This window comes from Lysinibacillus sp. NPDC096382 (assembly GCF_044762845.1).
Lineage (GTDB): Bacteria > Bacillota > Bacilli > Bacillales_A > Planococcaceae > Lysinibacillus.
In genome coordinates this window covers 72,162-84,867 of the sequence record NZ_JBIWFC010000015.1, presented here as the reverse complement: position 1 = coordinate 84,867, position 12,706 = coordinate 72,162, and the positions used below count along the sequence as shown (strand labels likewise).

The following is a 12,706-nucleotide window of genomic DNA, read 5'->3' as shown; positions in this document are numbered from 1 at the left end:
CATCCCTTGCTAGCTAAAAAACAAAGGCTGTTTTCTCAAAGATTGTTGCTTCTGGTTTGACTACCTTCTTCAACAAAAAGATTGATCAAAATGGATTCTTATCCCTCAAATTTAAGATTGGTTTTTATAAAAATGATCGATTATTTTCTACCAATAGGCTTGGATCTACAGGTTTTTCTGATTTCTCTGGCCCTTCAGGTGTTGGCTCTATTGCTACTGGTAAGGATTTCCTTCTTTTAGAACAAAAGCAGTTTTACTTTCCACACCTGTAGCAGATATAGACTTTATACCATATGTGTATGCTTTACTATTATTTGCAATAGTATCTACATAAACAGTATTACCTTGTGTGTTATAAACCACGTCTACTATATTTTTAACGTCTTCATATGATCCTTCTTTTGTTCCATCAAATCGGTATATTACATATTTCCTTGGTTGAGTACTATTTTCATCTGTAATAGTAAGCTTCATGCCGAAAGACTCTTTACTCAATTTAACATCAGTTGGACATAAAGGTATTGCAGAGCCTTTCCAATAAATTGTAGGTGTTAAAGCTTTATAATTGTATAGTTGCTGATTTAGATAAGAAGCATATCCAAGAGCGTTATTGTTAATACTTCTTAGAGAAAAATGCATTTGTCCTTGAGCATTTTTATTTGCTCTGTTGGCGATTACTTGGCTGATAAGTTCCGTCTTGTTATTCCATGCAGTATCAGAATCATTTCCAACTTTATGATTGGCCATGCCAATATATAAATTAACAGGATGGACTTTTGCGTACGTTTGAACTTCTCTTCCCCACCAATCTAATAAAACAGAGTAATTTGCTGCTTTATGATTTCTGGACCAATAGATTTGAGGAGCAATATAATCGATACTTCCATCTTTAATCCACTGTCTTGTATCAGCATAAAGATCATCGTAGTTACTCATTCCATTCGTGTTACTACCAGTAGAATCTTGCCCTTTGTTTCGCCAAATTCCAAACGGAGATATTCCATATTGAACATGAGGTTTAATTGCCTTAATGCTTGCATAAACCTTTTTTACTAATTGATTAACATTATTTCTGCGCCAGTCTTCAATATTATTGAATGAGCCACCATACTTTTTAAAAGTTTGTTGATCTTGAAAAGTCTCTCCTTTTATTTTATAAGGATAGAAGTAATCATCCATATGTACAGCGTCGATATCATAGTTGCTTACTAATTCTTCTATGGTTGATAATAAGTAATTTTGAACTTCCGGCAAACCAGGATCTAAATAGTATTGTTTACCGTATTTCACTACCCAATTAGAATTTTTACGGGCTACATTATCGGCAGCAAGATTAGTCAAAGATTGCGAAGGCATAGTGACCCTATATGGGTTTACCCAAGCATGAAGTTCTAATCCTCGCTTATGTGCTTCGTCCAGCATTATTTGCAATGGATCAAAACCCGGATTGGTCCCTTGTGTATTGCCTGTTATATACGATGACCATGGAGCAAGCTTAGACGGGTACAGTGCATCATTTAATGGCTTAACTTGAAAAATAACTGTATTAAAGTTATCAGCTTTTAATTTGTCTAAGGTACTTTGAACCCATTGAGTATATTGGGTTTTACTCATACCTGCCTTCATATCAATATTAGATACTGTTGCAATCCAGGCTGCACGCATTTCATTTTGAGGTAGTGAATTAGCTGTAGCCTTTTGATTTGTAAAAACAGGAATAAGTAAAAGTAAAACAAAAAAAGTTACTAAGCACTTTCCAAAAAAATTTTTAAACATAAATAATGAAATCTCTCCTTTTAATTCTCAGCTATTAAAACCTAGCTGTTACTATAATCTAAGTAAATACCATTTCAGCCTATTCTATAAAAGTAGGAACTGATTTATCCTTCCAAAAAGTGTCTTACAGTAATTAGGTCTGTAGCATTTTGTCGGCAGGACCCTTTATTGGTAATTTCAATTGTTTGCGAAGCTCGTTGGAAAATTTTATTCTGTTTCTTCGCTCACTATATAATACCACAAATACCCAATTATTCTCCCTTCACCGGTAATTTTCATTTATTTAAATTCTTGACGCCCACAGCATTTTCAAATTCAACAAAAACCTTCCAAATTGAATTCGGAGGGTTATTTGAGTTGCGCTTTTTAGTATGAAGTGTTTTTTAATTTAAAAGATTTTTATTGACAATCTATTAGCTAGTTTAGTTCAATAACTGATAATCAGTGATTGGTGAAGTGTAGAACGATTGCAAATATTGGTGATAGATGACTGTGTGAGCTTATAAAGCAAGTTATGATGAGATTGCGGTAGCACATCTTTTTGTTTGATTGGTGCTACAGAGCCATGTGTGTAGCTATAGGAGTGATAGAGAAAGCATAACAAAAGGACTTGTAGTAGTGTTACGCACAAGTCCCTAAGATTTGCGTGGTGGCAATTGGTTTGATTGTTAAAAGGAGATTATAGTCCTTGTTAACGTTTTAATTTTTCATTGATTTCTTCCAATAATAAAGATTGCCTTTTTAATTGCTTAGTTGTACTGATAGCAAACCAAAGGAAAAAAATAAATGGAATAAGAGAAAATAATAACCCGAAAATCGAGAAAGCACTAAATAAAATATCTCCTGAATTAAAACTGTTCATATCTTCTGTATAATAACTATTCAAAACTCAAATCCTCCCACTTTTTTCACTAACTTAAAATTTTTTCTACATCGAAATTGTAACATAGCAGAGTTTGGGTTGGTAGAGAAATGGTAAATGTGCAACAAATGAGATTGACAGCTACAAGAATTGAGTAACAAGTACCTAAGCAGAGTTGAACGAGCCTTTAACGAACCTGTGAGTGTGGTTAGTGGAGCAGAGGGAAACAGTCTAATTGTTGCTATAGAGCCATGTGTGAAGCTACAGGAGAGGTTGTGAAAGCATAACAAAAGGACTTGTGCGTATGGGATTCAATCATACACGCAAGTCCTATTCTTATTGAAGGAAAGCACTACGTTAGCTTAATGAGAAATGTGTGAGGTTAGTCCTAATTTATCAATGAGAAGATTACCTTGTTCTATTTTAAACGTTTTCTTTTCAACACTAAATTCCCACCCATTTTCAATCGCATATCTAATTAAACGTTCACAATTGCTTGGCTTATGTGGGATGAAGTTCCAGCTACCTTCCCATGTAAACAAGACTTCAAAATATGATATTTTTGATGAATAGACTTTAAAATTCACAAATTTGTTACTAGGGATCTCATTAATAACGCAGTGGAATTGAAAACCATCTACAATTATCTCTTTAGTTCTTTTGCAGAATGCCTTCCCCATTAGACCCTCCTGAATACGGCGTTTTTTCAAGCATGACGAGGCACACATTGGAAGTAAACTGCTCCGTTAGTTGAATAGCAACAATCTTTTCGAAAACAGCCAAAACAAAAACCCTTCACTCATGTGAAGGGCATAATAGTTATGATTTTCGTTGCATTAATTGAGGTGCTGCCGTAAATAGCAGAACACCGACAATCGCTGTTAAAATCGTTGCTGGTAGCATATATGTTCCATTATAGATGATTGAATAAATCCACGCATTTTGATCGCCTGCATACTCTGCGAAAAATACAGCGCCACCAATGGTATGTGCTGCATAGCGTAAAAAACCTGCTAATACAGTTCCTAAAATAATATAAAGCGCCATTTTCTTTTTGTTTAAATTTTTTGCAGCCTCAAGCACCGGTCGACGTACAACGGCCGCTAAGCCCACTACTGTAAAGGCAACACCATAATCAAGTGTTCCTTGTAGCCAATGCACAATTGTAGCACCAAACATTGTTTGCATTACACCAATGAGTAAACCGGTTGTCATGCCTGGAATAAGGCCCCAGCGGAATGCTATTAAAATTATTGGTACCATCACTAGACTAACAGAGCCGCCTTGTGCCCATACTTTAAAGGAAACCTGATCGAGCACAAGGCCAATCGCAGCGAATATCGCAATCTCCACAAGCATTAACAGTTTTTTATTGTCCATAATATTCTCTCCTTTGTTCCGATGTAGGATACAAGAGCAGGAATAGAAATCAGTTGGCAAATATGTCCCTATCTGGCATCAAAAAAATAAAAAACGATGCCAGGACAGAGCCTCACATCGTAAAAGTGTCGGTTTCTATCCACAATCCCTACGCAAGTGTTAACTTACAGGTTCGAAGAGTCAAGGCATTACGTGCCCAGTCTCAGCTGACATCATCAGCTCCCCTTGTGGTCGTACATCTTAATTTTATTGAACAACCTCATTGTACGCAAACACTGTTATGATTACAACCTCTTCCACATTTTTTTTTTTGAAACTTTATCGTTTTTCATGCGTAAATATTAAAAAAGGAGGTACTACTATGGAGAACCAAAAAATTTTATCTGCCTTTAGTTATCTCAGTATTTTATTTGCACCCTTTATTGTGCCATTAGTCGTTTACTTTGTGACAAAAGATAGCGACGTAAAGAGGCACTCTATTCGAGCACTAATATCACATTTAATCCCAGTCGCATTCGGAATAATTTTCTTTGCAGTCTTTATTTTCTCAACTTTATCATTCAACACTAATTTTGATCTAAATTCAGATAGTAATAATTTTCTTATCATTTGGTTTGCTTCATTCGCAATTTATATTCTCGTTTCATTAGGAGTCGTTATTTGGAATATTATTCAAGCAGTTCGGGTGATCCGATAAGTTTCATCTTAACCTCTCCTTGAACACATAGTACTTAAGGAGCTGTTATTTTGTGAAAGTATCTAAAGTTGTTAAAACCGCTGTAAAATTAGCACCTATCGTTATCCCAATTGTCAAAAAAGTAATCGCTGCAAAAAAAGGAACAAATCCTAACGTAACTAAAAAAAAATAACAACAAGGCGTATTTCCAACAAACAGAGATACGCCTCTTTGTTATTTCACTTCAAAATATGTTTGACTATGACCGTTCATTGCTTTTTCGACATGCAACACAGCAGGCATTGTAGCTTTTAACTCTGCAACGTGAGAAATGACTCCAATCATACGTCCGGAATCTTGTAAATCAATAAGCGTATCAATCGCCTTATTTAATGCTTCTTCATCGAGAGAACCGAAGCCCTCATCAATAAACATCGTTTCGATACGGATATTACCTTGAAAGCTTTGTATGACATCTGCCATCCCAAGGGCAAGACTTAGAGACGCATTAAACTTTTCTCCCCCTGATAATGTTTTCACATCTCGTAATTGATCTGTATAAGCATCATACACATCTAGTCCTAGCCCACTTTGCTTGGCATGCTTTTCTAAGCGATCTGAACGTCGTAGCTCAAATTGACCGTTGGATAAATGATAAAGTCGAACATTTGCCGCCTCTGTTATTTTATCTAAATAATTGATTTGAATATAACGCTCAAAAGACAGCTTTTTCACATTCTGTCCATTTAACATTGCATAGAGCTCCTTTACTCGCCCCGCTTCTTTTTCAAGTAAATGAATCTCCTGTTCGGTCTCCTCAACTTTTTTGATAAAGTCTGCACAAGCCTTCGCAAATCCTTCCATTTGTTGCAATACTTTAAAAGCTTCCTCATATGTGACACGAAGCATCTCTAACTTTTCTTCCATGGTCGTTAAATCTTGCTTCTCTTGCCCTTTAAGATGCTTCTCTCCCTCAGTAATTTGTACTTGTAATGTGTGGATTTGTAGTGCATATTCATTGCAAGATTTCCGTAAAGCTTCTATTTGCAACGCGCTACGCTTCCCAGTAGCAAATTCATCATAGCTTTCAAAGCCTGCTTCCTTCATACTCACTGAAAATTGCTCGCGCTTTTCATCCATTTTCAGCTTTAATTCCTCAAAAGCCTGTTTCGCTATTTCTGCGGTCATTCTAGCATTATTTGCGGCTTCCTTGGCAGATTGCAAACTTTGTTGGCTACTATTCCACGCAGTTTGTAATGCAAGTTTTTGTGATCCTATATGAGCGATTGCCTGTTGCAATGCTTGTAGCGTCGTAAGATTTTCTGGAATATGCTTTTGCTGCTCTTCTACAATTGCTTGTTGTTTAGTCAATTCCTTCGTCTTCTCAACTAAATATTGCTCAAGTTTTATTTGCTTTTCTTGTAACTGCTCCATTCGTGCACGATGATCCTTTTGTTGCATACGTACATCAGATAATTGATGGCTCACTACTTTTAAGATCGTTATTTGTTGCTCTACGTTTTGCAAAGAAGCTACAATTTGTGCTTGATTCGATTGATCAATCTCATTCGTGTCTAACTGTTCTAGCGCCTCTTGTAGAAGATGCTTTGTAGAATTCAATAAAGCTTCTTTCTCTAAAAACTTGCGCTCATCAGTACTAGCCTTTGCTCGTAAAGCCTCCACCTCTGCTAATTCAATCATCTCTAATTGCTCACGATGTGTTTCGAGGTGTGTTGTACTACCACACACTGGACAAGGCTTTCCGTCCTTAAGTTGCTGTGCTAAAATACTTGCTTGACTCGCAATCCATTGTTGCTCCAACTTTTGAAGAGCCTGCTTACTTTCTTGATAATGGACATTAGTAGTGGCTACATCCTGCTCCGCTGTTGCAACTGCTCTCGTATATTTTTCAACTTGCGCTAGTAATGATACTTGCTCTTTTAACTTAGGTAGCTGTTCTAAATAACTTTCATATGGCTCAAGTTGTTTTTCATATTGTTCAATTGTTTTTGTTAATTGCTGAACTTGCATTTGTCCTGTTTCTACGATTTTACTATTATCGTCTACAGCTAGCTTTGCTGTTGCAACATATTGTTCAGCTATTTGCATTTGCTGCAGATTATTCTCATACGTCTCGAACGTCGGTAATAATGCTTGTAGCTGTAATTCCTGCTGTAAAACGTGTTGACGCTCAGATTCTTTCGCCTCTTCAACGTTAAACTTTTCCTGCGCTATTTTTAACTGAGCTTCTGTGTTTTTCTGCTCTGTCATTGCTTGCTGATAGGATTGTTCTTTACGATTTTGCTCAGCACGTAAATCGATACATTGTTGCTCAAGTATGACAAGTCGCTCTGCTTTCTCTGCTAATGCAATTTCGCGTTCTTTTGCGCTATATATATCTTGTTCTTGTAGCAATGCTTGTAGGCGATTCTGACGATTAGTTTGCTCATCAAATTGCTCATTTAGTGTTTTCGCTCTACTATAAAATTCCTGCCCTTTTTGATGATGCGCATAAGCCTCTTTATAGCGTTGCAATTCCAATTGTATACATTCCGTATAATAGGTTTGCTCCTCTTCTAGAGCCTTCTTCAGCTGATGCATATTGTCAGTATTATTAGTAATGCAAGTAAATAAAGATGACGAACGCTGTGGTAAAGCACCTGCAATTTGGCCAAGAAGATGTTCCTTTAATTGTTGAGCATGCAGTAAATCACTTTCCGCCTCTTTTCGTTTCGCATCAAGTCTTTTTGTCATCGCACCAAAGCGATCTGTTTTAAAAATTTTGCGTAAAATAACTTCTTTATTCGTAGAATCTGAGGTTAACAGCTTGCGAAATTCACCTTGTGGTAGCATAACAATTTGACTAAACTGATCCTTTGTGAGGCCGATTATATCCTGTAGCTTTTTATCTACCTCAAGCGTTTGCTGCTTTTCTACAATATTATAATCAAGCGTGTTTCCTTTGATTTCAGCCAGTTCAATTTTCTTGCCAGTGACACTTTTGTTTGTTGCTTTAATATGACCTGGCTGACGTAAAATTTGATAGACTCTATCATGCATTTCAAAAACGAGCTCCACTGCAGTATACACATCATCATCCGCAAACCCGCTTCGAAGCATAGCAGTATCCTGACGATCTTCACCGCTACCCGATCCGTAAAGTGCATAGCATATCGCATCAAAAATCGTCGTTTTACCTGCGCCTGTTTTTCCGGAAATCGCAAATAGACGATGTTCACCAAGCTGTTGAAAATCAATAACCTCTGTATTTTTATATGGACCGAATGCAGTAATCGTTAACTTTAAAGGCTTCATTTTACTGTCTCCCGCTCCTCATCTAATAATTCTTGTAGCATCTCTGTAAATAGACGTTCTGTATCTTGATCTGGCTGTACGCCAATTATATCTGTAAAAAATGATCGGAATAAATCGATGTCTTCTATTTTCTCTGTCTCAACCGTCTGAATTTCATGTGATACCTCTTGACGTGCTACTTTGCGCTCAACATGCATTGCATGAGGAAACACCGTACGAATACGTTCCATCGGCGAGGTTACTGATGTAGCATCTGTTAAACGTACAAATACATAATCATCACTGGGTGGTAGTTGCAATAAATCATCCATTAAGCTCTCTACCACACGTAAATCCCGTCTCGCTATAAGCTTACGTTTTGTGATAGTGACTTCCCCTTGTGCATCTAGCTCCACTATTAAAAAGCCCTTCTCATGTAAGTGCTCAGATAATGAATATTTCAAAGGAGAACCGGCATATCGAATCGTTTCATTCAACACAAAGTGTGCTTTATGCAAATGGCCAAGTGCTGTGTAATTAAAAGGCTTAAATAACGCTGCATTTATGCAATCCGAGCCTCCTATTGATAAGGGCCGCTCAGAATCACTCGTGTTCGCTTCCTCTTCCCCATACTTCGTCACAAAGGCATGTCCTACAAAAAAATTACGTTTTGTTGGATCTAAACTTTGCCCAATATGGTCGATAATTTTTTCCATCGCCTCTTGATGAGATCGAATGGAATCATCCTCTAAAATAGTCCGTACTGAAACCGGCTCTGCATATGGTACGAGGTGAAAATGTACTTCACCATACTCGTCATGGAGAACTATCGGCGCATGATCTTTCGTAAATTGGCCTTTAATATGTAATCCACTATCACTCATTAAACTACTGCCAAAATTCAATCGACCTGCACTATCATGGTTCCCCGCAACCGCTAACACAGGAATTTTTTTATCAAGTACAATTTCCGCCAAAATATCATTTAGTAAATTCACTGCCTCAATAGGGGGCATCGAACGGTCATATAAATCACCTGCTATAACGATAACATCCGGTTTTTCCTCATCAATGGCTAGCATAAATTGCTGTAAAATATAATGTTGATCCTCTGTCATGTAGACGCCTTGTACAAGCTTTCCTAAATGCCAATCTGCTGTATGAAATATTTTCATTCTTTGCGCCTCCTGTTTATTTTATTTTATCACGGCTGATGGATTGATTGTTTTTCCTTTTATTAGTTTGATAAAGGTTCCTCATCATAACGTGGGGAACTAAGGGGCGGGCTATCCGTCGCTTCAGTCCTTTCCGTCGCTGATTTTTATAGATATTTAACATAAAAAAGAGCATCACTGTCGATGCCCTGTTACAAATAGTTATGATTAAAACGTGTTGCTCTTACCTTCTCCATAAAAGCAGCGTATCCTGTAAAACCTTGAATGGTACGCGCAGTAGGTTTTGGCTTTTCATTTTCTTGCTCTTTTGCTTCTTGTTTCTGCTCTGCCTTCGCTAGTTGTTCTAAAATGTGCTCAAATGACATAGGGTTAGGCTTTGGCAGTTCTTTTGAAGCAATGGCTAGTGCTTTATTTCCGCTATATTCATGTAAAAAAGCATTTGCCATTTGGCGATAGCCTTCAAAATTTGGATGTACGTCAGAGATATTGGGTAAAAAGTTTGTAGCGTTTATCCCAAAAGCATCATAGACGTCTACATAAACTACTCCAGCATGCTCTGCCTGTTGCTGTAAAATCTTATTTAGCTTTACAAGCTGTGCATTTGTGCCTTCTTTTTGCGTAGCGTGAACATTTGGATAAGCAAAATAATAGCCCATTACATAGACCTTTGCCTTAGGTGCGCGCACTTTCAACTCATCCAAAATCTCCGCCATATTTTTTCTGGCAATGTTTAATGCATAATCCGTTTGCAACTGCGTAAAGGCTAATGTACCTGCTGTTGGATTGACCTGCACTAGACGCAGTAAATCGTTGGCACCTGCCGAAACTGTAATAAGTGTTGCATTAGCTAGTAAGTCACTTGCTTCCTCTGATTGTACTCGTTTCAAGACATCAGCTGTTGTATAGCCTGGGAAAGCGAGCTCCTTTGTATAGAAATGTAATTGCCCAGTCATTCCTAATTTCATGGCAATTAAATCACTGTAGCCTGTATCAATCTGTTGATAAGGTGTTTGACCAGCCGCCAAGGAATCTCCGATTGATAGGTAGTTTTCAATCTGAGCAAAAGCAGATGAAACACCTAATGCCATTATGAGTATAGTTGCACCAATTATGCTTAGTAATCGTTTCATCTGCTCAGCTCCTTTCTTCAAATGAAGAACTTAAAATGCCCAGCTACCTTTGCGGAAAATTGGCTCTACAGTTCCATCTGGTAAAATACCGTCAATGTCCATCTCACCACTACCAATCATAAAGTCCTCATGTGTCACTGAAATATTGGCACCTAACGCTTCAAGCTGTCCGTTTTCTAAATCTCTTCCACCTTCTAAGCAAGTTGGATAAGCTTCGCCAATCGCTAAATGGTTCGATGCATTTTCGTCAAACAATGTATTAAAATATAAAATCTCCGATGCTGAAATTGGTGATTCGTGCGGTACTAGTGCGACCTCACCTAAATAACAAGAACCTTCATCTACATTCATAAGCTCTTGTAATAAATCATGGCCTACCTGTGCTTCAGCCTTAACAATTTTTCCTTCTTCAAACGTTAGTTTAAAGCCATCGATAATATTCCCTTGATAAACTAATGGTTTTGTATTGCTTACATAGCCATTTACACCTTGTTTCATCGGTAACGTATAGACCTCTTCTGTCGGCATATTAGCAATAAAGGTAGTATTATCTGGCGTTTTACTACCCCCAGTAAGCCATTTATGCTGTGGCGCTAAGGCAATTGTTAAGTCAGTACCTGGTGCTGTATAGTGAAGTTTCGCATATTTTTTATTGTTCAGTAGGGCCGCGCGAGATTCTAAATTTACTACGTGCTCATGCCAGTTTTCAACAGCATTGCCTTCACCGATACGAACAGTTTTAAAAATAGCATCCCATAATGCTGGTACTTGTTCCTTAGCCGCTAAGTTTGGGAATACCTTCGATGCCCACTTTGGTGAAGGGACAGCAACAATTGACCAAGCTATTAAATCTTTCATTACGGCGTTGCGATAATTTGTAAGAGCAGCGCCTGATACTTTTTGATGGGTAGCAAGCCGATCTGCTGAAATACCTGCTAATTTATCAGGATCTGCAGCATCGATCAACAATATTGCTCCTTTACGTTCGATCACCTCATCACGCATTTTAACTACCCATTCTGGGAAACGATTAAATTCTTCATCTGAAGCATGCTCAAAGTAAGCACGATCCATTTCATCATCTGAAAAATTAACATGAACACGTCCTGCACCAGCTTTATAAGCCTCTTTCACGACTAAACGGGCGAAATCTAATGCTTCCACGGAAGTATTAACTAATAAGTATTGCCCAGGTTGAATATTGACACCGACTTTTACCGCAAGTTCTGCATATGCTTGTAATTTTTCTTCAAACGTCATATTATTTACCTCGCTTCTGTCCAATTGTTTTTGAATTACCCTCCACTAGCTTGCCTTCATGCCATATTTTCTGTACAGGTTTCGCAGAAATTTCTCTTGTCCATTTTTTGTACGTTTTCTCATCACGATAAGATAATAATGTTAATACTTCACCATCTGCTCCAGCACGACCCGTACGACCAGAACGATGCAAATACTGCTCAATTGTTCTCGGTACATCAACATGAATAACATGTGTTAAACCTTCAATATCTAAACCGCGTGCTGCAATATCTGTAGCGATTAAAATACGCGCGTCACCTTTACGGAATGCATCTAACGCCTTTTTACGTTCTTCCTTCTTCATGTCAGAATGTAATGTCACAATCGGTGCCGAACGATATTGTAATTTCGTTTCTTTCATCAGCAATTGATCGATATTGTTGACGAAAGCAAGTGCACGTAATCCTTCTGTATGTGATAGTCGACGTAGGAAATCAGTTTTATCTCGCTCCTCTACTTTCACGAAAGAGTGTACAACTTTACCAACCTTTAACATATCCTCAGGTTTAATTTTGAAGCGTACTGGCTCGAACATCATACGACTAGCCACTAATTCAATTTCCTCCGTAATTGTTGCTGAAACAACAACTACTTGTCGCCCATATGCTGACCCTTCGATAAAAGATTTTACGACAACACGGTATTCACGACTTAGTAACTGATCGCACTCGTCTAAAATAACTGTTTCAATTTCTTTTAACTTTAGTTTTCCAGCACGCGCTAATTCATTTAATCGGCCAGGTGTACCTACAACGATCGTCGGTTTTTTCTTTAACTTTTCAATTTGACGTGCAGAGTTCGCGCCACCAATTAGTTGTTGAACCGTAATATCAGAACCTGCTGTCCATTCACGGATAACCTCTACAATTTGCATCGCTAGCTCCTGTGATGGAGCTACGATAAGTCCTTGTGTTTGTTTTTTTGAACCGTTTACTTTTTTTAATAAAGGAAGTACATAAGCTAAAGTCTTCCCCGACCCTGTCGGCGACTCGGCTACAATATCTTTGCCCTCAAGCATTGCTGGAATCATTTCTTCTTGAATTTTCATCGGCTCTTCAAATTTCCATTTTGCTTGTAAATCTTCATTTAATAAATTTATTACTGACATGTA

The 12,706-nt window shown here is 37.7% G+C and carries 10 protein-coding genes and 1 riboswitch; of the genes, 1 reads left to right on the top strand and 9 read right to left on the bottom strand.

What is annotated here, in order from left to right:
* Window positions 1-213: 213 nt before the first annotated feature.
* From ACIQZA_RS18675 to thiT, 4 genes are all read right to left on the bottom strand, one after another.
* Entirely contained in the window at window positions 214-1,776 is a 1,563-nt protein-coding gene (locus tag ACIQZA_RS18675; protein WP_400939563.1) for a glycoside hydrolase family 10-like protein, read from the bottom strand.
* A gap of 691 nt (window positions 1,777-2,467) precedes the next feature.
* Window positions 2,468-2,662 (bottom strand): hypothetical protein, encoded by a 195-nt coding sequence (locus tag ACIQZA_RS18670; protein ID WP_142510140.1) that lies wholly within the window; start codon window positions 2,660-2,662, stop codon window positions 2,468-2,470.
* A 338-nt stretch (window positions 2,663-3,000) separates the two neighbouring features.
* Window positions 3,001-3,318 carry a hypothetical protein gene (locus ACIQZA_RS18665; RefSeq protein ID WP_402883303.1) on the bottom strand — a complete coding sequence of 106 codons (318 nt, stop codon included), beginning with the start codon at window positions 3,316-3,318 and terminating at the stop codon, window positions 3,001-3,003.
* Window positions 3,319-3,457: 139 nt separating this feature from the next.
* Window positions 3,458-4,018, bottom strand: coding sequence for an energy-coupled thiamine transporter ThiT (gene thiT, locus ACIQZA_RS18660; RefSeq protein ID WP_402883306.1), 561 nt, complete (start codon window positions 4,016-4,018; stop codon window positions 3,458-3,460).
* A gap of 127 nt (window positions 4,019-4,145) precedes the next feature.
* Window positions 4,146-4,254, bottom strand: a riboswitch (TPP riboswitch).
* A 125-nt stretch (window positions 4,255-4,379) separates the two neighbouring features.
* On the opposite strand from thiT, the gene ACIQZA_RS18655 reads away from it, so the two are divergent.
* Window positions 4,380-4,715, top strand: coding sequence for a magnetosome magnetite crystal formation protein family (locus ACIQZA_RS18655; RefSeq protein ID WP_142510137.1), 336 nt, complete (start codon window positions 4,380-4,382; stop codon window positions 4,713-4,715).
* Between the two features lie 213 nt (window positions 4,716-4,928).
* On the opposite strand, the gene ACIQZA_RS18650 is transcribed toward ACIQZA_RS18655, so the two are convergent.
* From ACIQZA_RS18650 to ACIQZA_RS18630, 5 genes are all read right to left on the bottom strand, one after another.
* Window positions 4,929-8,009, bottom strand: coding sequence for an AAA family ATPase (locus ACIQZA_RS18650; protein WP_402883308.1), 3,081 nt, complete (start codon window positions 8,007-8,009; stop codon window positions 4,929-4,931).
* Entirely contained in the window at window positions 8,006-9,163 is a 1,158-nt protein-coding gene (locus tag ACIQZA_RS18645; RefSeq protein ID WP_402883311.1) for an exonuclease SbcCD subunit D, read from the bottom strand. The genes ACIQZA_RS18650 and ACIQZA_RS18645 overlap by 4 nt, the downstream gene beginning before the upstream one ends.
* A 191-nt stretch (window positions 9,164-9,354) precedes the next feature.
* On the bottom strand, window positions 9,355-10,293 hold the full coding sequence (locus tag ACIQZA_RS18640) for an SGNH/GDSL hydrolase family protein (protein ID WP_402883314.1): 939 nt from the start codon (window positions 10,291-10,293) through the stop codon (window positions 9,355-9,357).
* Window positions 10,294-10,323: 30 nt separating this feature from the next.
* Complete coding sequence (locus tag ACIQZA_RS18635; RefSeq protein WP_402883316.1) at window positions 10,324-11,553, bottom strand: aminopeptidase; 1,230 nt, start codon at window positions 11,551-11,553, stop codon at window positions 10,324-10,326.
* 1 nt (window position 11,554) lies between these two features.
* Window positions 11,555-12,703 (bottom strand): DEAD/DEAH box helicase, encoded by a 1,149-nt coding sequence (locus tag ACIQZA_RS18630; protein ID WP_387085170.1) that lies wholly within the window; start codon window positions 12,701-12,703, stop codon window positions 11,555-11,557.
* Window positions 12,704-12,706 lie beyond the last annotated feature (3 nt).

Excerpts from the sequence above, each read along its gene's own strand:
- ACIQZA_RS18675 (WP_400939563.1), bottom strand. The coding sequence starts at position 1,776 with ATGTTTAAAAATTTTTTTGGAAAGTGCTTAGTAACTTTTTTTGTTTTA.
- ACIQZA_RS18665 (WP_402883303.1), bottom strand. The coding sequence starts at position 3,318 with ATGGGGAAGGCATTCTGCAAAAGAACTAAAGAGATAATTGTAGATGGT.
- thiT (WP_402883306.1), bottom strand. The coding sequence starts at position 4,018 with ATGGACAATAAAAAACTGTTAATGCTTGTGGAGATTGCGATATTCGCT.
- ACIQZA_RS18655 (WP_142510137.1), top strand. The coding sequence starts at position 4,380 with ATGGAGAACCAAAAAATTTTATCTGCCTTTAGTTATCTCAGTATTTTA.
- ACIQZA_RS18650 (WP_402883308.1), bottom strand. The coding sequence starts at position 8,009 with ATGAAGCCTTTAAAGTTAACGATTACTGCATTCGGTCCATATAAAAAT.
- ACIQZA_RS18645 (WP_402883311.1), bottom strand. The coding sequence starts at position 9,163 with ATGAAAATATTTCATACAGCAGATTGGCATTTAGGAAAGCTTGTACAA.
- ACIQZA_RS18640 (WP_402883314.1), bottom strand. The coding sequence starts at position 10,293 with ATGAAACGATTACTAAGCATAATTGGTGCAACTATACTCATAATGGCA.
- ACIQZA_RS18635 (WP_402883316.1), bottom strand. The coding sequence starts at position 11,553 with ATGACGTTTGAAGAAAAATTACAAGCATATGCAGAACTTGCGGTAAAA.
- ACIQZA_RS18630 (WP_387085170.1), bottom strand. The coding sequence starts at position 12,703 with ATGTCAGTAATAAATTTATTAAATGAAGATTTACAAGCAAAATGGAAA.